A 22,343-nucleotide genomic window follows, 5' to 3' on the forward strand; every position below is an offset into this window, starting at 1 on the left:
CCGGTGCCGGACAGACAGCGGCCGGGCGGCGGACGTCAGGGGGTGCGGGCGGGTGCCGGGCGCCGCTCCCCGGCGGCCCGCTGCTGCCCGGTGCCGCGCTCCCTGGTGCACAGGGTGACCGCGGACGCGGCCACGCACGTGGCGATCAGCAGCCACCAGGTGCGCTGGATCTCGTCCAGCCGGCGCGGCTGGGCGGTGGCCAGCAGCGCGACCGACAGCGCCACGCCGAGTGCGCTGCCCACCTGGCGGGCCATGTTCAGCACCGCGCTGCCGGTGGTGGCCCGGTCCGGCGGCAGCACCCCGGCCGCCGCCAGCAGCGGGGCCTGGGTCAGCCCGGAGCCCGCGCCGCCCGCCAGCAGGCCGGGCAGGAAGCCGGTCAGGTAGTCCGGGTGCGCCTGGGCGGCGCAGAGCCAGTACACCCCTCCGGCGGCCAGCAGCAGCGGCCCCACCACGGCGGGCACGCGCCGCCCCCAGGCGGCGGCCACCCGTGAGCTGTTCACCGCGAACACCGCCGCCATCAGTGGCCCGGGGGCGATGGCCACCCCGGCCCGCAGTGCGCTCCAGCCCCAGACGTCCTGGAAGAACAGCACGGTGGTGAACAGCCAGGAGGCGAAGCCGACGAAGAACAGCAGCAGTGCCAGCGACGCCCCGGTGAAGACCCGGCTGCGGAACAGCGACGCCTCCACCAGCGCCCGCGGGTCGACCAGGCTGCTGCGGACCCCGGCCGCCACCGCGACCACGGCGGCCACGATCAGCGCGATCTCGCGCGGGCTGCCCCAGCCCCAGGACTGGCCCTGGACGGTGGCCAGCGTCAGCAGGCCGATGGCGGCCAGCACGGTGACGGCGGACAGCGGGGAGGGCAGCCGGGCGTGCCGGTCGGCCCGCACCTCCGGCAGCACCAGCGCGCCGCCGATCAGCGCGGCGATGCCGATGGGGAGGTTCACCAGGAAGATCCAGCGCCAGTCGACGGCCACCAGCAGGCCCCCGATCGGCGGCCCGGAGGACGCCGCGACCGCCGCCACCCCGGCCCAGATGCCGACCACAGCCCCGTGCCGGCGCGGCGGGAAGGCCGCCAGCAGCAGCCCCAGCGAGGCGGGCACGATCATGGCGGCCCCGGCGGCCTGCACCAGGCGTCCGACCACGACCACCGTCAGCGTGGGCGCGACCGCGCACAGCGCCGAGGCCAGGGTGAACACGGCGACCCCGGCCAGCAGGAACCGCCGCCGTCCGAAGTGGTCGGCCAGCCGCCCGGCCGGGACCAGCAGCGCGGCGAACATGATCGAGTAGGCGTTGAGCACCCAGGACAGGCCGCCCAGCCCGGCGCCGGGGAAGTCCCGCCCCATCGCGGGCAGGGCGACATTGACGATGAACAGGTCCAGCTGCGCCATGAAGGCGACGGCGGCCAGCACGGTCAGCACCAGCCGGGGACGCGGATGGCCCGCGCCGTCCGCCGTCCCGGGGGCGGTGGCGGCCGATGCCCGGCCGGGCCGTGGGGCGGTGCGGCCGGCAGGGACGCCGGGGGCGCGCGGAGCGGTCGGGGGTGCCATCGGCCCACCCTCCTCTTGGTTCGGTGAATGAACTCATCAAAGCACCGGAGGATGGTTTGGTCAATGAACCGTGGAGGGTTCCCCGTGGCATAGTGGAGGCATGGCACTCCCGCGCGACTACACCGACCAGGCCTGCTCGCTGGCCCGCTCCCTGGAGATCATCGGCGAGCGGTGGACCCTGCTGATCGTGCGCGACGCCTTCTACGGAGTCCGCCGCTTCGGCGACTTCGCCGCGCACCTGCGCGTGCCCCGCGCCGTCCTGGCCGACCGACTCAAGTCGCTCACCGCCGAGGGAGTCCTCAACCGGGTTCCCGGCGAGGCGCGTTGGGAGGAGTACGAGCTGACCGCCAAAGGCGTCGCCCTGTGGCCGGTGGTCAGGGGCCTGATCGCCTGGGGCGACGACAACTACGCCCCGGCCGGGCCCCGGCGGCTGTTCCGCCACCACGACGACGACGGCGAACTGGACGCCGTCGGCCGGTGCGCGGTCTGCGGAGCGGACGTCCCCGTGCAGGACATCGCCATCGTCCCCGGGCCCGGCCTGCCGCCGCAGACCCCCGACCAGGACCCGGTCACCGCCGCCCTCGCCACCCCGCACCGGATGCTCCGGCCGGTGCACCCGGCGGCAGCGAACGCCCGGCCGCAGCCGGCCTGTTGACGTCCGCTGCCCGGTCCGGTCAGCGGTTGACGCAGTTGTTGCCGAAGCCGGGGGCCAGGCTGCCGAGGGCGTCCAGCGTGCTGCAGGCCACGGCAGCGGTGGTGGTGGCGAACAGGATGCCGCACAGGGCGGCGGTGACGAACAGGGCGTTGCGGGCAGTGCTCACGGCTGGGGTTCCCTTTCGGACGGTCGAGACTGCCCTGCACAACGCCCGTGCGCCGGTGAGGGTGTGGCCACTCACCCGCCCGGGCGTCAGGAACCGCTCGGCAGCAGGAACAGCTGGTCGGCGTAGCACCAGGCCCAGTCCTCGCCCGGCTCCGCCGACCGTGCCAGGTCGTGGCCGCTCACCGCGTGCGCGTGCGCGTCGGCGTGCTGCTTGGGCGAGCTGTCGCAGCAGCCCACATGGCCGCAGACCAGGCACTGGCGCAGGTGCACCCAGCGGCTGCCGATCCGCAGGCACTCCTCGCAGCCGCGCCCGTCCGCCGGGGCGACCGCGCGCGCCTCGTCCAGGTGGCCGCAGGAGGGCTGCTCGGACGCGCCCGGCACCTCGGCGACCTGCCAGGCGCTCGCCCCGCCGGACCCGCCGGATTCGCTGAACTCGCTCTGCTCGCCCATGCCGCCCACCCTACGTCCGCCCCGCCGCACCCGCGCGCGAGCTCACGGCGCGGCGGCGGGCCGCGGGCGCCCGCTGGTGACCGCGTAGTACTGCAGGTCCTGCACGGCGGGGTGGGCCACCACCGGGAACGCCGAGGACACCCGGGCGGTGACGCGCCCGGCCCGGAGCACCGTCACCGCGTTGTAGCCGTACCGCAGCGGCAGCAGCCGCGCCTGGACGCCCGGCCCGGCCTGGTAGCGGGAGCCGACCGTCCCGGTGGTGGCCTCGACCGTGGCCGGGCCGGTGAGGAAGGTGAGCACCTCGACATCGTCGCGCGGGGCGGCCGTGCCCGCCCTGGGACGCATCAGCAGCGACTCGCCGGTGGCCGGTGCGGCGGCGGCGAACTGCACCCGGCTGGTCAGGTAGACCGTGTCGCGGACGATGGCCGGCCAGCGCCCGGTCTTGAAACGCGTCAGGTAGTAGCTGGACAGGTCGAGGTAGGCGTAGCCGTCGTGCACCGAGGGCGCGAACTGGGTGCTCTCCGAGTAGTCGTTCCAGGTGGTCAGCTGCACCCAGTCGGCGCCGTCGGCGATGGCGTCGCCCCAGGTCGTGCGGAGGTTGGCGGTGTTGTCCGCCTCGTCGTAGATCCCCTGGTCGGGGCGCTCGTCCTGGACCGACACCGGCTGCATCCACAGCTTGCCGAGGCTGTGCGCGAGCCGGATGTCCGCGCCGATGCCGGACTGCTCGGTGGGGCTGCGCCCGCCCCAGTCGGAGAAGCCGTAGCTGATCGGGGCGAAGGCCCGGGCGTGGGCCTGGAAGTCGAGGAACAGCGGCACCAGGGCCACCCGGTCGCCGCGCTGCCCGAGGTCGGAGAGGACCGTGCTCCACCAGCCGGGGGACTGCGCCTCGGCCTCGAACGGCGAGAGCACCAGCCGCCCGTCGCCCAGCCGGTAGACCGAGGGGGAGGCGGCCAGTTGGGCGAGGGCCGCCGCCAGCGTCGCCGGATCGGTGTGCAGCGAGGACATGTCCGGCATCAGCACGATCCGGAACCCCGGATCGACCGCCGCCGCAGCGCGGACCAGCAGGTTCAGCTGCGACCAGTTCTGCCCGGAGAGCGAGAGGATGTCGGTGGTGAAGCCGTCGATCCCGGCCCCGGAGGCGGTGCGGACCTCCTGCTCCAGATCGTCCAGCCGCCAGTCGCCGGAGCGGGTGGGGACCGGCAGCGGCCGGTCCCGCAGCAGCCCGCCGTAGCTGTCGTGGATGTCGCCCTCGCCGGTCGGGGTCAGGTAGTCGCGGGCGTAGTAGTCCGAGGCGGCCGTCCGGTCGTCCAGCGACAGCGGGTAGGGCGTGAAGTAGTGCGCGAACACCAGGTGCGGGGAGCTGCGCAGCACGGCGGCGGACGGCAGGTCGAAGGGCAGCGCGCCGGAGCCGCCGGACGCGCGGGAGGCGCCGCTCGCGGCGGTCCCCGATCCGGCCCCGGCGGACGCCCCGGCCGGGGCGGAGTGCGCGGCACCGCTGGGCGCGGCCGACCCGGCCCGGGCACCCGTCGCGCCGCGCGCCGGGGCGGCGGAGCCGGGGGAGCCCCCGGACGGCGAGGCCTGTGCGGTCGCGGTGGCGGACCTGCCGCCGACCGCGCCGTAGGCCGCCATGCCGCCGCCGCAGAGCAGCGCCAGGGCCAGGCAGGCCAGCGCCACCCGCGCCCCCAGGGAGGCTCCTCTCAGACGTCCCAGCGCGTGGCGCCCGCCTGGTAAGCCCGATGGCGACGTGCGGTTCCGTGAGCGCTTTCGGCTGCCGGTCACGGTGTCCTCCCCTGGTGCGGCGTCCGGCCGGATGCCCGGACGGCTTGCGTGGTCCCGCACACTAGACCCAACTGCCGCGCGCTGCAGCCGACTCGGGGGAGATGGCAGGGCATGACAGAGCCGCCGGACGGCAGCGCGGCCCGGCGGCTCGGCCCGGTTGGGGCGGAGTGGATCAGGAGGTGACGATCCGGGCGATCATGAATCCGGCGGCGAAGACCGCGATCAGCGCCACCGCGCCGACGCCGATCCAGTTCCACCAGGAGTCGTGCTCGTACACGGGATCGTGCACCGAGATGCCCGCGCAGGTGGACGACTCGCACTCGGGCGTCTCCTGCGGGCGCGGCGCGCGGACCAGGCTGACCGGCGTCGTGGCATGAGGAGCGGTGGTCATGGCGACCTCCCTCGGTTCGGCTGCTCACCACCAGCCTCGCCCCGCCGCCGCTGCCGCGCATCTCGCACCGCTCGCGCAGCGCTTCCCGGCCGCCGGACGCCCGCCGCTACCGCCCGGCTCCGCCGCCGTTACCGGTCGGCCGACCGGGGTTCGGCCAGGCGTCGCGCCGGGCGCGGCCCGGTCGGCAGCGGTGGCTCGTCCGGCTGGGCGCCGGGGCCGGGACGCTGCTCGGCCAGCAAGGCCAGGTAGCGCTCGCGCGGCAGCAGGGTCGCGCCCATGGCCCGGACGTGCGGGCTGTCCCACTGCGCGTCCAGGACGGCCCCGCCGGCCTCGGCGAACCGGTCCGCGAGATCGGCCACCGCCGTCGTGGATGCGCCGGGACGCCGGTGGAACATGGAGTCCATGCTGATCACCGCCCCGATCCGGACCCCGAACACCCCGCCGACCAGCGCCGTCCCCTCCCACACCTCGACGCTGTGGGCCCACCCCGCGCGGTGCAGCGCGGCCAGGCTGTCGACCAGCGCGTCGGTCAGCCACTGCGGATCGCGGCCCGCCTGGCAGGCGCGCACCACCTGCCCGAAGTCCCGGTCCAGGGTGGTGACCCACGGGGCGGGCCCGCGCAGCTGCCGGGCCAGTCGGCGGCTGAGGTGCACCCCGCCGACGTCCAGCACCGGCCGGGGGTCCGGCGACCACCAGGAGACGGTGTACGGGTCCGCGACGTCCGCGCCGACCAGCCAGGTCCGGCCGGAGGCGACCTCGCCCGCGTAGGCGATCTCGTTGACCGTGCGGGCGTAGTCGTCGGTGGTCGGGAACGGGTAGGCGCCCGCCCGGTAGGCGGCCAGCAGGCTGTCCGGGCCGGTGTCGGCCGAGAACGCCACCGGCCCGTCGGCAGGGGTCCGCGACAGGTCGATTCCGGTCCAGGACGCGCGGCTACGCTCCATCGGCGGGGCTCCCCGCAGGCGCCAGGTATCCGGTGGACTGCAGGAAGTCGAGGTAGCCGTCCAGCATCCGGTCGTCCACCGGCGGCAGCTCCGGCCCGCCGTCCGCCAGCGCGCGCACCGCGTTGTCCCTGCTGAACTGCGGGAAGACGTCGGCCATGTACATCTCGCTGACGGTCATGTCGGCGCGGCGGCAGCGGTCCACGAACAGCGGGACGAAGGGGGTGACCGGGTGCGTCGGATGCCCGGCCGCGAAGTGGATGAGCCGCGGCACCCAGGCGGCGTACGGGATCTCCTCGACCGGGTAGCCGCGTCGGCGCAGCCGGTCGGCCATCGCGCCGAGCAGCGCCGGGCGCGGGCCGGTGAGGTGGTACACCGCCCCCGGCACGCTGTGGTGCGCGCCGATGTGGCCCACCGCCCGGGCGAAGCTGTCGGCGGGCAGGAAGTCCAGCGGCAGCTCCACCTTGGGGCACAGGCCGGAGTCGGCGATGAACCTGATCAGCGCGCAGATCTCGGTGGCGGTGTTGAGCACGCCCGACGGCAGCGCGCCGGTGATGTCCTGCAGGCGGTGCACGCTCACCGGCAGGCCCGCCGCGGACGCCTGCCGCAGCAACTGCTCGCACACCCACTTGGTCTCGACGTAGCCCACCGACAGGTAGTCCGCGAAGTCGAGCGGCGTCTCCTCGGTGACGCCGCGCACCCCGGCCGCGCCGAACCCGGCGACCACCGCCAGGCTGGAGGCGAAGTGCAGTGGGACGCCGCGCGGGGCGGCCAGCCGGATCAGCTCCCGGGTGGCGTCGACGTTCACCGCCCGCAGCTGGTCGTAGGGGTAGATGAAGTTGACCTGCGCGCCGAAGTGGTAGACGACGTCCAGCACCGCGCCCAGCCGCTCGAACTCTCCGGCCGCGAGCCCCAGCCCGGGCCGGGCGAGATCCCCGGGCACCGGCACCACCCGCTCGTCGGACAGGTCGTGCAGCAGGTAGCGCTGGGCGCTCGCGTTGATCCGCTCCCGGGCCTGCTCGGCGTCGGCCGCCCGCACCAGGCAGTGGATCCGCGCCCCGGTGTGCTCCAGCAGGTCGTTCAGCAGGTGGATGCCGCAGTAGCCGGTCGCCCCGGTGAGCAGGACATCGGACGGCCGGCGCCAGTCCGGGGCCGGGGCGGAGGCGTCCCGCCGCAGCCGCAGGCCGAGGCGGGCCTCGGCGGCGAAGTCCACCCTGTCGCTCTCCGGATCGGCCAGGGTGCCGGCCCGGGCGAGCTGGGCGTCCCGGGCGAAGGCCGCCAGGGTGGCGTCGTTCAGCAGCGAGCGGGTCAGCTCGCGGATCTGGCCGACGCCGATGCCGAACATCACCCGGGCCCGGGCCAGCATCTCCATGGCCAGCAGCGAGGTGCCGCCGAGCCCGAAGAAGTCGTCCTCCGCGGCGACCTGCTCGACGCCCAGGATCAGGCTCCACAGCTGCGCCACGCCCGAGACGAACGGCGGCTGCGGCCGCACCTCGCGCGGGCCGCGGACGAAATGGGTGCGGTTCGGCAGCGCCCGGCGGTCGATCTTGCCGTTGGGCGACAGCGGCATCCGCTCGACGGAGGTGTACTCGACCGGGACCATGTGCGCGGGCAGTACCTCGGCCAGGGCCGAGCGCAGCCGGGCGGCGCGGTAGCCGCCGTCCGCGCCGTCCGCGCCGTCCGCGCCGTGGGCGGACGGGCCCGCGCCGGGCCCGTCGTGCGGGGCGCCGTCGTGGTCCGTGCCGGGGGTGTAGAAGGCGACCAGGTCCCGCTCGCCGTCGCCGCGGTCGCGCGCCGCCACGGCCGCCTGCCCCACCCCCGGCTGGGCGCTCAGCACCGCCTCGACCTCGGCCGGATCGATCCGGAACCCGCGCAGCTTGAGCTGGTCGTCCACCCGGCCGATGATCTCCAGGCTGCCGTCGGAGCGCCAGCGCCCGAGATCCCCGGTGCGGTACATCCGGCCGCCCGGCGTGCCGCTGTGCGGGTCGGGCAGGAACTGCCGTGCGGTCAGGCCGGGTTGCTTCCAGATGCCCTCGGCCAGGTGCGCGCCGCCGATGTACACCTCGCCGCGCACCCCGGGCGGCACCGGCTGCAACTCGGCGTCCAGCACGTGCACCTGGGTTCCGGCCAGCGGCCTGCCGACCGGGGCGGGCGCGCCGTCCGTCCCGTCGCCGAGGGCGGCCCCGGTCAGCTCGCAGGCGGTGGAGGTGATCGTGGTCTCGGTCAGCCCGTACGCGTTGACCAGGGCCGTCCGGGGAACCCGGCGCAGCCACTCGCGGCAGTGGTCGGTGTGGACGACCTCGCCGCCGACGATGACCAGCCGCAGCGGGGCCAGCGCGTCCGGGCCCGGCCCGACCACGCTCAGCAGCCCGCGCCAGTAGGCGGGGGTGAGGTCGGCCACGGTGATCCGCTCCCGGCCGATCCGGTGCAGCAGGTCGGTCGGGGCCCAGCTGCGGTTGCCGGTCAGCACCACCGCGGCCCCGCTGATCAGCGGGGCGAGGATCTGCTCCAGCGAGGTGTCGAACGCCAGCGCCGCCAGGTGCGCCACCCGGTCGCCCGGAGCCAGGCCGTAGAACCCGGCGGCCGCGGTCAGCGAACCGGCCAGGGCGCGGTTGCTGGTCACGATGCCCTTGGGCGGACCGGTCGAACCGGAGGTGTAGATCATGTACGCGGGGTCGTCCGGTTGCGGCGCCCCGGCGTCGGGCCCGGGCCCGGCCGCTGGGGACACCGGGGCCTCGGACGCCAGCTCCTCCACCGTCAGCACCCGGGCCGGGTGCGGGCCCTGGGCCGTGCCCGCGAACAGCGTCCGGTGCGCGCGGTTGGTCAGCACCAGGCCGGCCCCGGCGTCCCGGACCAGGTGGGCCAGGCGGCGCGCCGGTGTGGCCGGGTCCAGCGGCAGGACGGCCGCGCCGCCGCGCAGCACCGCCAGCAGTGCGACCACCAGGTCGACGGTGCGGTCCAGGCACACCGCGACCAGCGAGCGCTCCAGCCGGCCGTGCCGCCGCAGCTGACCGGCGAGCAGGGCGGCCCGCCGGTCCAGCTCGGCGTAGTCCAGCCGCTCCCCGTCGCAGAGCACGGCCCAGGCGCGCGGATCGCGGCGGAGCTGCTCCCGCACCAGCGCGGTCACGGTCGGCGCGGGCGCCCCCGGCCCCGCCCCCCGGACGTCCGGCCCGTCGTCCTGCCGCGTCGCGGCCGAGGGGCGGCGGGTGTACGTGGACCAGGTCTCGGTGCGGGTGGCGTCCAGGGCGGCGGCGCAGTCGGCCGCGCTCGGCCGGGGCTCCCCGACGCGGGTCCAGCCGCCGGGCACGGGCAGCCGGGTCGGCCACACGGCGTACTGGTCCTGCCCGTTGCGCAGCAGCAGATGCGGCTCGCCGGTGCGTTCGCCTGGGTCGCCCGCGCTCACCGGACACCGCCCGAGGCCGCCCGGGCGGCGCCGGCCAGGATGAGCGCCCGGGCCTCCTCGGCGCCGACCGGCTTGGCGAAGAGGTAGCCCTGGCCCAGCGGGCAGCCCATGGCGACCAGCAGCTCCTGCTGGGTGGTGTTCTCCACGCCCTCAGCGATCACGGTGAGCCCCAGGGTGTCGGCCAGATGGGTGATCCCGTCGACAAGAGCGTACTGCTGGGTCGAGTGCCCGAGTTCGTCGATGAAGGACTTGTCGATTTTGAGGATCGAGATCGGGAACTCGCGCAGATAGCTCAGCGACGAGTAGCCGGTGCCGAAGTCGTCGATGGCGATCCGCACGCCCAGATCGGTCAGCGACTGCATCTCCGCCAGGACCCGGTCGTCATGGCGCATCAGCAGACTCTCCGTCAGCTCGATCACCAGCGAGGACGGCTGGATCCCGGACTGGTCGATGACGTGCTGCACCACCTCCAGGAAGCCGTGGTCGCGGAACTGCCGCGGCGAGACGTTGACGCTCACGTAGGGCGCCTTCAGCCCGGCGCTCCGACCGGCGGCATCCGCCGTCGCGCCGCGCCAGCTGACGGCCTCGGCGGCGGCCCGGCCCAGCACCCAGGCGCCGAGAGGGACGATCTGCCCGCTCTCCTCCGCGAGGGTGATGAACTGCTCCGGCAGCACCGTGCCGCGGGTCGAGTGCGGCCAGCGGACCAGGGCCTCGAAGCCCACGATCGTCCCGGAGGCCAGTTCCACGATCGGCTGGTAGAGCACCACGAACTGCTCGACCAGGGAGCGGTCCAGGCTCTCCATCAGCTCGTGCCGCTCGACCATGCCGCTCTGCAGCGCCGGGTGGTAGCGGCGCCACTGGCGCTTGCCCGCCGTCTTGGCCTCGTACAGCGCCAGGTCGGCATGGGTCAGCAACTCCACCGAGTCGTAGCTGTCCTCGGTGGTGGCGATGCCCACGCTGGCGTTGACGCTGACCGGCCCCACGCTCAGCCGGAACGGCTCGGCGAAGACGTCCAGCACGTGGTCGGCGAAGATCTCCAGATCCCGCGGCGTCATCGGATCCTCGACCAGCAGCGCGAACTCGTCGCCGCCGATCCGCGCCGCGGTGTCGGACACCCGCACCGCGGTGGACAGCCGCAGCGAGATGGCGACCAGCAGCTCGTCCCCGACCGGGTGGCCCTGGGTGTCGTTGACCACCTTGAAGTCGTCCACGTCCACGAAGAGCACCCCGACCACGGTCCCCTCCCGCTGGCTCTGGGTCAGCGCGTGGTTCACCCGCTCCTGGAACAGCACCCGGTTGGCCAACCCGGTCAGCGAGTCGTGGAAGGCCCGGTGGGTCAGTTCGCGCTCGAGCTGGCGCTGCTCGGTGACGTCCCGCAGGGTCAGCACCAGACCGGCGACGGTCGCCTCCCGGCGCAGGTCGCTGCACCTGACCTCGACCTCGATGGTGGCCCGGTCGGTGCGCAGCATCTGCCAGTGCTCGCGCCGGTCCGGCTCGTCGCGCATCCGCATCTGGCTGAGCGCCCGGCTGACCGTGCCGCTCTCCTGCGGGGGGATCAGGTCGGCCAGCCGCGAACCGGCCAGCGTGCCGGAGCCGAGCACCTGGCGGGCCGAGGGGCTGGCGTACTTGATCCGGTTCTCCTCGTCCAGGATGAGGATGACGTCGGACGCGTTCTGCACCAGCGTCCGGAAGTACGCCTCGCTGTTGCGGCGGCTGACCTCCTGGCTGAGCGCGATCCGCTCGACCGCGAGCGCGCCCTGGGTGGCCAGAGTGGTCAGACTGTCCCGCAGCACCAGCAGATCCCGCTCGTCACCGGCCACGATCAGCGCGCCGATCAGCGGATCCGGCGCCGACTGCTCCCGTGCCGCCAGCGGGCACACCAGCGCGCTGCGCACCGGGCGGAAGTGCGCGGTCAGCTCCGCGCCCAGCGCGTCCACGCCGAGCAGCCTGGTCCGGCCGCCCTCGGCCTGGGCGTGGACCAGGGCGCTGGTCTGCGGCTGCGCCGCGATGGGCGAGCCGTCGGCGGCCCGGGTCAGGCTCAGCCGGTCGCCGCTGCGCAGGGCCAGCACGGCATGGTGTCGCGGGCTGTCGCCCACCAGGGCGTTCATCGCCTGCTGGACGGCGGTCGAGACCGCTGACACCTCGCCGGCCGCGCCGAGCGAGGCCACCGCCCCGCGCAGCGCCCGCTCCCGGGTCAGCGCCCGGCGGTGCGTCTCCGCCACCCCGGCCAGGCGGTAGAGGACCAGCAGGAACAGCACGGCGGAGAACGCGCCGATCACCCCCGCGCTCCGGGTGTCGCCGCGCGCCGCGGCCAGCAGCAGCATGGCCGGTGCGATCAGCGACGCCAGGGTGAGCAGGCCCAGCCTGACGCCGCCGGTGTCCGGGCGCCAGCGCATGGGCTGGGTGAGCGTCACCATGGACGGGTGCAGCGCCGCCGCGCCCCAGGCGCCGTACAGCACCGCCCAGCCGAGGTCGACCGCGGTGCCGGTGCGCCAGACGCCGTGCAGCTGGATGAGGGCGTAGGCGATGTCGGCGGAGAGCAGCCCGAGCGTGCCGAAGGTCAGCAGCACCAGCGAGACACTCTTGCCGCCGCGCGGTGCCAGCAGCCGGAGCAGCATCGCCAGGACCAGGATGTCCCCGAGCGGATAGGCGATCGAGGTGGCCTTCTGGATCCAGCTCTGGCCGGGGGAGTTGGCGTAGGGGACGATGACGAAGATCCAGCACACCAGCGCCAGGCCCACGGTGAGCGTCAGCGCGTCGATCAGGCTGGCCCGGTCGCGCCACGCGGTGCGCCAGCGGACGAAGCCCAGCAGCCCGGCCGCGTAGAAGCCGTACGTGGCCAGGTAGAAGGCGTCGGCCACGGACGGGAACAGACTCTCGTGCAGATACTGGATGATCACGATCTGGGCGAACTCGCCCGCGGTGAAGCTGAGGTTGGCGGCGGCGAGCAGGTACCACGGCAGGCTGTGCGACGGGCGGTGGTACGCGACACCGATGAGGATGCCGATGACGCCGCTCAGCCCGATTCCCACGAAGATCAGCCGCTGGCTGGAGAACGCGTAGTAGACGCACGTCAGTGCGACCATCCACACGCCGAAGCATGTCATCAGTACAGGCCACCGCTGCCGGGTCCTCAACGCTGCCTCCTCCTGCGCGCCCTGGGGCATGCCTCGGAGCGCGCCGGGGATCGGGCGGGTCCGAGGGATGGGGGCGTATGCAGCACAGATCGCTCCGTGGTCGGATTGCGACCCTGGTCTCCTGGCGCGAGCCTCCTTCGCCTGAAGAGATCGACACAGCCTCATTACACGCTATACCTGGCCCGGGCCCCTCGCATTAACACGTCACCCGTCCGCCGATGTCTGTTGACATCAAGTATCTTGACATCAAGATGAAGCTGCGGCAGGCTGCCCCGTGATCTCTTGATGTCGAGATATCTTCCCGGTGGATTTTCAGTGGACGAGGAGGCCGTGCATGCGGCGGGGCCAGGGCATACGGAGCCTGCACAGGAACGCGTCCCGCGAGGGCCGCGCCGGACTGGCCGCGCAACTGCGCCACCCGCCCGGCGGCCGCGACGCCCGGACCATGCTGCTCGCCCAGTTCCTGGACCGGACCGGTTCGGGCGTATGGGCCTCCTCCTCGGTCCTGTACTTCACCTTCGTGGCGGGGCTGGACGCCCGCCGGCTCGGCCTGCTGCTCGGAGCCGCCGGGGTCGCGGGCATTGCCGGCTCCCCGCTGGCGGGCCGACTGGCCGACCGCTTCGCCGGGCGCTCGCTGCTGATCGGCTGTCACCTGCTGCGGCTGGGAACGATGTGCCTGCTGCTGGTCTGCGGCGGCCTCGGCGAACTGCTGCCCGTGGTCGCCGCCACCTACCTGGGCGACCGGGCGGCCAAGACACTGGAGATGCTCTTCGCCACCCGGGCCGCGGGCGAACAGCGCTCCACCTACCAGGCGCTGTCCCGCAGCGCGGCCAACGCCGGGTACGCACTCGGCGCCGGGATCGCCGCCATCGGGCTCGCCGTGGGCACCCGTGACGCCTACCATGCGCTGATCCTCGCCGACGCCCTGTCCTTCCTGGCGGCGGCGGTGCTGGTGTGGCGGACCCAGGAGCCGCGGCACCAGGGACTGATGACGGAACGTCAAGTGGCTGGCTCTGCGGGTTCTCCGGGAGAGGCCGCCGCCGTCCGGGGCAGGGCGCCGAGCCCGTGGCGGGACCGGGGGTACCTGCTCTTCGTGCTGCTGGACACGCCGATGAACCTCGACGACTCGATCCTCAACGTCGGACTGCCGCTGTGGCTGGTCAACCGCACCGCCGCGCCGCATGCCTTCGTCCCGGTGTTCCTGGTGGTCAACACCGTGCTCGTGGTCGTGCTGCAGATGCGGGTGTCGGCCCGGGTCGGGCTGCCGCGCCAGGCCGCCGGGGCGGTGCTGGGATACGGCCTGACCATGCTGGCCTGCTGCACCGTCCTGGCCACCGCCACGGCGGGCGGCCCCTGGAGCGCCTCGGTCGCCCTGCTGGGCGCGGCGATCCTGGTCACCGCAGCGGAGTTGATGCGCTCGGTCAGCTCCTGGGAGCTGGCGGTGTCGCTCGCCCCGCGAGAGGCGCGGGCGTCCTACCTCGGGGTGGCGGGCATGGCGCAGTCCACCCAGAAATCCGCCGGACCGCTGCTGCTGACCGGCGCGGTGCTGACCGCCGGACCGGTCGGCTGGATCGTCCTCGGCGCCGCGGTGGCGTCCCTGTCGGTCGTCCAACGACGCACCTGCCTGCGCCGGTTGGACGCGCAGACGGCGACCGTGGAAACTGACCAACCATCAAAGGCGTTGCTCCCGACGCGATGACCCGCGCCCGGACGGGTGAGGAGCATCCTGCTCAGCGGCTCCGCCGTAGGACCAGGGGTAGTCCGGGAGCTGCCAACTGCCGCCCCGATCCTCCTTGGCGCGGCGCGCGAGGAGGTCGGGGACGTGCAGCGAGCAGGCCAGCGACGCGAGGGAGTGGAAGGCGTCGATGGCCAGCCGGCTCGTGGGCATGCCCAGCCGCAGCAGACGCGGCTTCACCGTGGCCTGGATCTCGTCGACGAACGGTCGCAGTACGGTGTCGTAGTTCGCCAGGGCCGTGGGCAGGTCGTCGGCGTTCCGGTTGATCTCACCGGCCAGGACGTAGGCCCCGACCAGGCCGCCGGAGATGCCCATGCCGCTGTACGGGGAGGCGCAGTGCGCGGCGTCTCCGACCAGCACCACGCGCCCCTGCGACCAGGTGTCCGTGCGTACCTGCACGACCTCCTGGGAGTAGAAGTTCTCGGTCGTCCTCATGCCGTCGAGGAACCGCCCGGTCTGCCAGCCCGCATCGCGGAACCTCTCGGACCAGAACTGCTTCTGGCGTTCGACCGGCTCCCGGTGGACGGCCGAGGCCTCCGCGGACTGCTCGCGCAGCGCGAAGTACGCCTGGGTCTCGGTCGGGTTGTGGCTCCTGCGCATGATCATGCGGCCGCGGGGGGCCATGTAGGCGTCCCGGATGTTGCCGTCCGAGGCGACGCGCGGAACGAACCAGTAGGCCATGTGGATGCCCACCGGCCAGTACGGATCGGGCGATCCCGGCGGAAGGATGGCCCGACGTATGCGCGAGCCCTGCCCGTCCGCGCCGACCCGGAGGTCGAACGCGTCCGAGGAGCCGTCGGAGAGGTGGGCGACGACCTTCCTGCCGTCCTGCTCGAAACGCTCCACGCTCACGCCGAAGACGTAGTCGGCGTCCTGCTTCGTCGCGTCATGGAGGATGCGCACCAGGTCTCCGCGCATGATCTCGTACTCGGAGGTCAGGCTCTGCCGCCCCTGGCCGGAGGTGTTGGCCATGATCGTCGCCCGCACCTTGCCGCGGGCGTTCACGAGGGCGACGCCGGGCTCGTCCACGCGCTTGCTCCTGACGGCGTCGAGGAGCCCCATGCGCTTGACCGCGTCGATGCCCTGGCCACGGAGGTCGACCTGCGCTCCGGTGGCCCGCAGCGCCGGGAAGCGCTCGACTACGGTCACCCGGTGGCCGCCCCGGGTGAGCCCGTGGGCCAGGGCCTGCCCGGCGATGCCGCCGCCGCAGATGAGGATCCTCAGGGAGGGGGTTCCTGCGTCGGATGCCATGCCGCACTCCATTTCTATCGGTGATAGGTGGACCCTTGCCAGGGTCATCTATCACCGATAGAATGTCAAGGTGGCGAAAATGAACCGCGAGACCGTCCTCTCCACGGCGCTCGACCTGCTGGACGAGGTCGGCCTGGACGCCGTCAGCACGAGACAGCTGGCGAAGCGGCTGGGCGTCGAACAGCCGTCGCTCTACTACCACTTCCGCAACAAGAAGGAGCTGCTCGGCGCGATGGCCGAGGCCGCCATGGCACCCCACGCGACGGCTCCGCTGCCGACGGCCGCCGATGACTGGCGCGACTGGTTCCTGGAGAACATGCGCAGCTTCCGGCGAACCCTGCTGATACGCCGCGACGGTGCGCGGCTCCACGCCGGCAGCATGCCCGGCGGAACGGACCTCGACCGGCTCGCCCGCAAGACGGCGTTCCTGATCGCGTCGGGAGTGCCGGAGCAGGCCGCCCGGACGGCCATGCTGGCCGCCGGCCGCTACACCTTGGGCAGCGTCCTGGAGGAACAGGCCGCCCCCGACCCCGGCGACAGCGCCGACCACCCGGCCGACGCCCTGCTCACGGACAACGACTCGACCTTCGAAGCCGGGCTGGCCCTCATCCTGGACGGCCTGGCGTGTCGCGTCGATGACGCCTAGGAGCAGACCTCGTTCCGTAACTCAGGTCAACGGACGGTCACCGTGCCGTGCATGAACTGGTGGATGCTGCAGATGTACCGGTAACTGCCCGGCTTGGCAGGGGCGGTGAACGATCCGGACGCTCCCGGTGCGATGCTGCCGGTGTCGAACGCGCCACCGGTGGCGGCGGTCAGCGTGTGGGCGGTGGAGTCGTGGTTGACCACGGTCACCTTCTGGCCGGGGGAGACGGTCAGATCCATCGGCGTGTAGGCGAAGTTGCTGATCACGATCTGCGTGCCGGAGACGCCGGGCGACGCCATGGCCGTCGACATCCCGGACGTCGCGGGGGCGGCGGAGCCGCCGGACGTGCCGCCGCTGGAACAGGCGGCCAGCGCGAACACCAGCACGCCGGCACTGACGGCGGTCACAGCGGTCTGAAACGGTATACGGGCCAAGACACACATCCTCGTTCGGGAGTCGATGGTCGGAGCCGCACCGCCGAAAAATGACGGTGCGACAACGGGGCGCCACCACCGCTGAGATGTGGTGGTGACGCCCCGCTGAACTGTCGTGCCGTCAGACCGTCAGCAGCGTGGGGCTGGCGGCCTTGTCGGTGGGGAGGAAGTCGTCGGGGACGGGGTACTGTCCCAGGACGAAGTTGAGGATGGAAGCGTGCATGGCCTCGACCGGGGCGATGCTGGCGGCGGTGGCGATGCCGCCCGCGCTGCTGACGTTGTACGTGGCGAACAGGTACGTCTGCGCGGCCTGGTTCTCCAGGTCCAGTGCCAGCTGGGCCACGGCGCCGGCGCTGGTGGCGGCGCCCAGGGCCTTCAGGGTCGCGGGCTGGTTGGACAGCGGCACATTGGTGATGGCGGGCTTGCCCGCGCCGGTGAGCACCGCGTTCCAGGCCTTGGCGTGGTCGGCGTGCTGGGCCATCGCGGTGGTGGCGAAGGTCCCCACCGCGGGCGGGACGGTGCCCAGCTTCCCGGCCTTGGCGGCGGACAGCGCGGCCGCGTACGCGCCCACGGCCTGGTTCTCCAACGCCGTCGCCAACGCAACCACCTGCAGATCGCCGGTGTACATGCTGCCCGAGGACGCCGAACCCGACGCCATCGGGCTGCCGCTGGGCGCCGCGACCGCCGACTTGGTGGAGCTGCTGGAGCAGGCGGCCAGCGCCATGGCGGCGGCCACGCCGCCGGCGCCGAGCAGGAACCCGCGCCGCGAACCCATCCGCAGCCGCTCCACCCCCGCCTGCGTGGGCTGGGTGTCGCGCAGTTCCTCGGTGAGTTCCGCCGCGGCGGCGTGCATCCGCGGCAGGTACTCCTGGTGCGCCTGGTCCAGCTCGCGGGTGAGCCGTGACAGCTCGCCCTCGGAGATCGGCAGCTCCCAGCCGCCGTTGCCAGCACTCACTGCACAGCCCCTTCACTGATCGGGGAAGCGTTCTTCGTCGGATAGAAGGCGTCGGGGAAGCCCACGCTGCCCGCCGCCGCAGGCAGCTTCGCCAGGTCGGTCGGGATGGCGATCAGCGACGCGTCCCCACCGGCCAGCAGCGCCTGCACCGCCAGCAACGTCGCCCGGTGCTGCGCCTCGACCGGCGCCACCGAGGCGAACAGCTTGCGCATCGTCGCGTCCGACACCTTGGAGGTGTAGCTGGTGTACGTCTGCGCCGCCACGTCCTCCAACGTGATCGCCAGACTCACCACGTCACCCGGGCCCTTGATCGACGGCAGCATCTGCTTCACCACCGCCGCGTACTTCGGGTCCGGATTCTTCTGCGCCGTACCGCCCGCCTGCGTGACCGCCGCGTTGAACGCCTGCGCGTGCGCCTGGTGCTGGGTGGTGGTCTTGGCGATGAACGCCGCCACCGTCTTGTTGCCGTCCTTGATGAACGGCAGCCCGGCGGCGGTCGTGTAGACGCTCACCGCCAGGTTCTCGATCGACGCCGCCGTCTGCAGCGCCATCACATCGTCACTCGACGCGGCAGCCGCCCGGGTGACGCCGAACAGCGCCGCACCCCCGGCCAGCGCCGCCACGGTCCCGCCGCGCTGCCACCAGCGCCGCACCGGCTCCTGCTGCTGCCCGTACTCGGTGAGTGCCTCACGGGTGATCCTGACCGCGTCGCTGTTCAGATCCTGCGACTCTTCGGTCAGCTCCGCGAGCAACCGGGTATCGAGGTTCTCCTCGCCCATCACGCCCCATCTCTGTTCACAAGGTCGTCCAACCGGTGGCGTACCAGCCTCCCGGCGGTACCTTCTGAGACCTCCTTCGCCACCGAGCCCCCCGGCGGATTGGTCCGAATGCCAACTCAAACCGCGCTTCACTCGAACGGGTGATGCGCGGCGGTCGCCGCCGAGGGCGGCCGGACACTTCGTCGGCGATGCCACCCATCGCCGGGGCGGTCGGCTACGAAGAGTCAGCTGCGAGGCCGAACGGCCCGTGCCCGAGAACCGTATGGAGAGGGAACCCCGTGCTCGAGAGCCGTGGACTGGAAATCGTCATCCTGGCCGTCGTCGTGCTGCTGCTCTTCGGAGCCAAGCGCCTGCCCGACTCCGCCCGCGCCCTGGGCAAGTCGCTGCGCATCCTGAAGTCCGAAGTGGGCGCGATGAAGGCGGACGACGTACCGGTCCGGCCGGGCGCGCCCGCCGAGGCCGCCGACGCCCGGCCGCTGGGGGAGACCGAGGTCGCGGCCGGTTCGTAGCCGTACGGCCGGCCCCGGCGGTCGGCATGTGCCCGCGCGAGGGGCGGACCGCCGGTGTCAGCGGGCGGCGTCCGGCGCGGCGGGCACGTCGGCGGTGCTGTGGTCGGGGCCCGGCTGTTGCTGAGCTGTGCTCAGAAACCCTTGTGAGCAGTCGGGATGGCTGCTCCGACGGCGGTTTCAGTGGGGTGGCTGTTCGGTGTGGGCCGGGCGATTGTTTGGTGCTGGGACAGTGTTGGCGCGGGGGTGTCGGGGGTTAGGATGGCGGGTCCGGGGTGGCGTGTTGGGAGGGGGTGGGTGTGGTGGTCGGTGGTGCTGGTGTGGGTGGGGGTGCTTTGCGTTTCAATGTGTTGGGTGTGTTGGAGTGTTGGGTGGATGGGGTGCGATTGCGCCTGGGCGGGGTGATCCAGGAACGGGTGCTGGGTGCGTTGTTGTTGGAGCACGGCCGGGTGTTGTCGGTGTCGCGGTTGGTGGAGGTCGGCTGGGGTGGGGCGCCGCCGGTGACGGCGGCGCATCAGGTGCGGAAGTGTGTGGGGGATCTGCGGCGGCGGCTGCCGGGCGGCGGTGGCGTGCTGGTGACGGAGGGCCCGGGGTACCGGGCGGTGGTGGGGGCGGGCCAGCTGGATGTGGCGGAGTTCGTGGAACTGTCGGAGGGGGCACGGGTGTTGGTGGGGGAGGGGCGGATGGTGGAGGCGGTGCAGGGGTTGCGTCGGGCGCTGGGGCTGTGGCGGGGGCCGGTGTTGTCGGGGTTGGGCGGTGGTGTGCTGGGCGCGGTGGGTGCGGTGTGGGAGGAGCGCCGGCTGGAGGTCTGCGAGCGGTTCTTCGGTCTCCGGCTGGGGCTGGGCGAGGCGGGCGAGTTGGTGGGGGATTTGCGGGGTCTGGTGGGGGAGTTCCCGTTGCGGGAGGTGCTGCGGGGGCAGTTGATGCTGGCGTTGTACCGGTCGGGTCGCCAGGCGGAGGCATTGGAGGAGTTCGGGCGGGTGCGGGGGCTGTTGGTGGAGGAGTTGGGGGTCGATCCGGGGCCGGGGCTGGTGCGGGTGTACGAGGGGATCCTGCGGGAGGACCCGGAGGTGGTGGGGGTCGGCGTGGGCGGCGGTGGCTCGCTGTTCGGTGGAGGCCGGTTGCCAGGCGGGAGGGTGTCGCCGGGGTCGGGGGGTTCGGCCCCTGCCGGTCCCGGTGCGGCTGACATATCCGACATGGTGGAGCCCGCGGAGGCAGCGGCGGTGGCTCCGGCCCCTGTCCTCGCCCCTGCCGCCGCTGCCTCGCCTGCCCCTGTCTCTGTCCTGGGTGGGGGTTGGGAGTGGTGCGTCGGGGATTCACTGCCCGGGGACTTGGTGGATTTCACCGGGCGCGGGCGGGAGTTGGGCGAGGTACTGCGGTGTGTGGGTGAGGGCGCCGGGGGTGGTGGGGTTCGGGTGGTGGCGCTGGATGGGATGGGCGGGTGCGGAAAGACGTCGTTGGCGGTGCGGGTGGCGCACGTGTTGGCGGGTGGATTTCCGGACGGTCGTCTGTATGTGGACATGCGGGGTTACACGCCGGGGGAGCCGGTGGTGTCGGCGTTTGCGGCGCTGGGTGTGTTGTTGGGCTTGGTGGGCGTGCCGGGCGATCGGGTGCCGGAGGACTTGGCGGGGCGATCCGCCTTGTGGCGGGGGTTGTTGGTGGGGCGGCGGGTGTTGCTGTTGGTGGACAACGTGGCGGATGCGGGAGGAATAGTCCCGTTGCTGCCGGGCTCGGGTGAGTGTGTGGTGCTGGTGACCAGTCGGGCGCGGCTGGTGGATCTGGACGGGGCGCGATGGGTGTCGGTGGGGGTGATGGAGCCGGGGGACAGCGTGGGGCTGGTGGTGGAGATGCTGGGTGAGAAGCGGGTGCTGGGTGAGGTGGAGGCGGTGGGGGAGCTGGTGGGGTTGTGCGGTCATCTGCCGCTGGCGTTGCGGATAGCGGCGGCGCGGCTGCGGAACCGTCCGCGGTGGACGGTGCGGTACTTGGTGGACCGGCTGCGGGACGAGACACGCCGGTTGGACGAGCTGTCGCTGGGCGTGCGGAGCGTCGGGGCGACGCTGCGGTTGTCGTATCAGGCCCTGGACGAGGAGTGCCGGTCGGCGTTTCGGTTGCTGGCCCTGCATCCGGGCGGGGTGGTGGACGTGTTCTCGGCGGGGGCGTTGCTGGGGGTGGCGAGCCGGGACGCGGAGGACCTGCTGGAGCTGTTGCTGGACGTGCACTTGGTGCAGCAGCCGGAGTTGGGGTTGTACGCGTTCCATGATCTGGTGCGGAGCTTTGCTCTGGGCTTGGCGCGGGAGTCCGGGGTGGACGAGGTGTCCGGTGCGGTGGAGCGGCTGCTGGGGTTCTATTTGACGGCGACGGAAGTCGCGTGCGAAGTGCTGTTCCCGGACCGGGCGCGGCGGGTGACGGGGATCGAACCGTCGACGGCCGAGCTGCCGGTTCTGGGTGCGGGGGGTGGTGCGCGACTGTGGTTCGACCGTGAACTGGGGGCGCTGGTCTCGGCGGTGTCGTTGGCGCAGCGGCGGGGGCTGGACCGGTTTGTGGTGTGCTTGGTGCGGAATGTGGTTTTCCAGCTGCACGCGCGGGGGCGGTTGGAGGAGTTCGCCGAGGTGGCGCGGGTGGGGGTGGTGGCGGCGCGGCGGTTGGGGGATCTCGAGCTGCTGGGGGTGAGCCTGTCGAATCTGGCGGTGGCGTGCTGGTCGTTGGGTCGTTTCGCGGACGGGGTGGAGGCGGCGCGGGAGGGGCGGGAGGTGGCGGCGTGCCTGGGGGATCGCTATACGGTGGCGTATTCGGATGCGACGTTGGGGCAGTTCAACAGCCTGTTGGGGTGCTTTCCGGTGGCGTTGGAGCATCTGGAGCGGGCGGTGTCGGCACAGCGGGAGTTGGGAGCGGTGCGGGCGCTGGCGGACAGTTTGACGTTGCTGAGTACGTTGTTCGAGCAGTGGGGCCGGTTCGGGTTGGCGCGGGTGGCGGCGGGTGAGGCGGTGGAGTTGCACGCGGGGTCGGGACGCCGGGGGAGCGAGTTGGTGGCACTGACCGATCTGGCGTTTGCGTGCGTGGGGCTGGGTGAGCTGGGGGTAGCCCTGGAGTGCGTGGAGCGGGCCGGGGTGTTGTGCGACGGGGGCGAGGATCCGCGGAACGTCGCATTGGTACTGGCCTTGGGCGTGGACGTGCGGGATCGCCTGCGGGCACGGGACGGTGAGCCCGCCGCCGCAGGCACCGACACCGATGCTGCGGACGGCGGTGGGTTGGGGGAGATGGCGCGGGCGCTGGAGCTGGTGAGGTCGGGGTCGTCGGCCTTGCGGCGGGCGAAGGTGGAGAACATGGCGGGGCGGGTGCTGCGGCGCCGGGGCCGGTTCGGTGAGGCGCTGGAGTTGCACGGGTCGGCGTTGGAGGCGGCGTCCGGGATCGAGTACCGGATCGAGGTGGCGTACGCCTTGGCGGGGATGGCTGCCGCGCAGGAGGGCCTGGGGAACAGTGGGCAGGCCGAGGCCCACCGCGCGGCGGCGGAGGAGCTGTTCACCGCGATGGGCGTTCCCCCCGAATCCCGCCGCGACTGATACCGGCCGGGG

General features: G+C 73.1%; 17 protein-coding genes. 5 read left to right on the top strand and 12 right to left on the bottom strand.

Annotated features, from left to right (window positions below; genetic code table 11):
• Positions 1-35: 35 nt before the first annotated feature.
• Positions 36-1,547, bottom strand: coding sequence for an MFS transporter (locus GXW83_RS17050; RefSeq protein WP_182443913.1), 1,512 nt, complete (start codon positions 1,545-1,547; stop codon positions 36-38).
• Between the two features lie 100 nt (positions 1,548-1,647).
• Between GXW83_RS17050 and GXW83_RS17055 the strand changes: the two genes are divergently transcribed.
• Complete coding sequence (locus GXW83_RS17055) at positions 1,648-2,202, top strand: helix-turn-helix domain-containing protein (RefSeq protein WP_182443914.1); 555 nt, start codon at positions 1,648-1,650, stop codon at positions 2,200-2,202.
• A gap of 19 nt (positions 2,203-2,221) precedes the next feature.
• On the opposite strand, the gene GXW83_RS17060 is transcribed toward GXW83_RS17055, so the two are convergent.
• The 7 genes from GXW83_RS17060 to GXW83_RS17090 all read right to left on the bottom strand — a co-directional run bounded on the left by GXW83_RS17060 (position 2,222) and on the right by GXW83_RS17090 (position 12,414).
• Positions 2,222-2,368, bottom strand: coding sequence for a hypothetical protein (locus GXW83_RS17060; protein WP_182443915.1), 147 nt, complete (start codon positions 2,366-2,368; stop codon positions 2,222-2,224).
• 86 nt (positions 2,369-2,454) lie between these two features.
• Positions 2,455-2,817: a UBP-type zinc finger domain-containing protein gene (locus tag GXW83_RS17065; RefSeq protein ID WP_182443916.1), complete on the bottom strand. Its 363-nt coding sequence runs from the start codon at positions 2,815-2,817 to the stop codon at positions 2,455-2,457.
• Between the two features lie 42 nt (positions 2,818-2,859).
• Positions 2,860-4,491 carry a glycoside hydrolase family 71 protein gene (locus GXW83_RS17070; protein ID WP_225447048.1) on the bottom strand — a complete coding sequence of 544 codons (1,632 nt, stop codon included), beginning with the start codon at positions 4,489-4,491 and terminating at the stop codon, positions 2,860-2,862.
• Between the two features lie 277 nt (positions 4,492-4,768).
• Positions 4,769-4,987 (bottom strand): hypothetical protein, encoded by a 219-nt coding sequence (locus tag GXW83_RS17075; RefSeq protein ID WP_182443917.1) that lies wholly within the window; start codon positions 4,985-4,987, stop codon positions 4,769-4,771.
• A 128-nt stretch (positions 4,988-5,115) separates the two neighbouring features.
• The gene (locus GXW83_RS17080; RefSeq protein WP_182443918.1) at positions 5,116-5,928 is read right to left on the bottom strand and encodes a leucyl/phenylalanyl-tRNA--protein transferase; all 813 of its coding nucleotides are present in this window, start codon (positions 5,926-5,928) and stop codon (positions 5,116-5,118) included.
• Complete coding sequence (locus tag GXW83_RS17085) at positions 5,918-9,328, bottom strand: amino acid adenylation domain-containing protein (protein WP_182443919.1); 3,411 nt, start codon at positions 9,326-9,328, stop codon at positions 5,918-5,920. Before GXW83_RS17085 ends, GXW83_RS17080 begins: the two co-directional genes overlap by 11 nt.
• Positions 9,325-12,414 carry a bifunctional diguanylate cyclase/phosphodiesterase gene (locus GXW83_RS17090; RefSeq protein WP_182443920.1) on the bottom strand — a complete coding sequence of 1,030 codons (3,090 nt, stop codon included), beginning with the start codon at positions 12,412-12,414 and terminating at the stop codon, positions 9,325-9,327. The genes GXW83_RS17085 and GXW83_RS17090 overlap by 4 nt, the downstream gene beginning before the upstream one ends.
• Before the next feature lie 385 nt (positions 12,415-12,799).
• On the opposite strand from GXW83_RS17090, the gene GXW83_RS17095 reads away from it, so the two are divergent.
• Complete coding sequence (locus tag GXW83_RS17095; RefSeq protein WP_225447049.1) at positions 12,800-14,164, top strand: MFS transporter; 1,365 nt, start codon at positions 12,800-12,802, stop codon at positions 14,162-14,164.
• Here GXW83_RS17095 and GXW83_RS17100 read toward each other — a convergent pair.
• Positions 14,138-15,451, bottom strand: a complete 1,314-nt coding sequence (locus GXW83_RS17100) for an FAD-dependent monooxygenase (RefSeq protein ID WP_182443921.1) — start codon at positions 15,449-15,451, stop codon at positions 14,138-14,140. The two genes, GXW83_RS17095 and GXW83_RS17100, sit on opposite strands and share 27 nt — an antisense overlap.
• Before the next feature lie 79 nt (positions 15,452-15,530).
• Here GXW83_RS17100 and GXW83_RS17105 point away from each other — a divergent pair, with 79 nt between their 5' ends.
• The gene (locus tag GXW83_RS17105; protein ID WP_182447375.1) at positions 15,531-16,097 is read left to right on the top strand and encodes a TetR/AcrR family transcriptional regulator C-terminal domain-containing protein; all 567 of its coding nucleotides are present in this window, start codon (positions 15,531-15,533) and stop codon (positions 16,095-16,097) included.
• A 26-nt stretch (positions 16,098-16,123) separates the two neighbouring features.
• On the opposite strand, the gene GXW83_RS17110 is transcribed toward GXW83_RS17105, so the two are convergent.
• The 3 genes from GXW83_RS17110 to GXW83_RS17120 all read right to left on the bottom strand — a co-directional run bounded on the left by GXW83_RS17110 (position 16,124) and on the right by GXW83_RS17120 (position 18,265).
• Positions 16,124-16,504 (bottom strand): cupredoxin domain-containing protein, encoded by a 381-nt coding sequence (locus GXW83_RS17110; RefSeq protein WP_225447050.1) that lies wholly within the window; start codon positions 16,502-16,504, stop codon positions 16,124-16,126.
• Between the two features lie 148 nt (positions 16,505-16,652).
• Entirely contained in the window at positions 16,653-17,486 is an 834-nt protein-coding gene (locus GXW83_RS17115; RefSeq protein WP_225447051.1) for a ferritin-like domain-containing protein, read from the bottom strand.
• Entirely contained in the window at positions 17,483-18,265 is a 783-nt protein-coding gene (locus tag GXW83_RS17120) for a ferritin-like domain-containing protein (RefSeq protein ID WP_182443923.1), read from the bottom strand. The genes GXW83_RS17115 and GXW83_RS17120 overlap by 4 nt, the downstream gene beginning before the upstream one ends.
• Positions 18,266-18,543: 278 nt before the next feature.
• On the opposite strand from GXW83_RS17120, the gene tatA reads away from it, so the two are divergent.
• Complete coding sequence (gene tatA / locus GXW83_RS17125; protein ID WP_225447052.1) at positions 18,544-18,774, top strand: Sec-independent protein translocase subunit TatA; 231 nt, start codon at positions 18,544-18,546, stop codon at positions 18,772-18,774.
• 368 nt (positions 18,775-19,142) lie between these two features.
• Complete coding sequence (locus GXW83_RS17135) at positions 19,143-22,331, top strand: BTAD domain-containing putative transcriptional regulator (RefSeq protein ID WP_255431303.1); 3,189 nt, start codon at positions 19,143-19,145, stop codon at positions 22,329-22,331.
• Positions 22,332-22,343 lie beyond the last annotated feature (12 nt).

Source organism: Streptacidiphilus sp. PB12-B1b, assembly GCF_014084125.1.
GTDB lineage: Bacteria > Actinomycetota > Actinomycetes > Streptomycetales > Streptomycetaceae > Streptacidiphilus.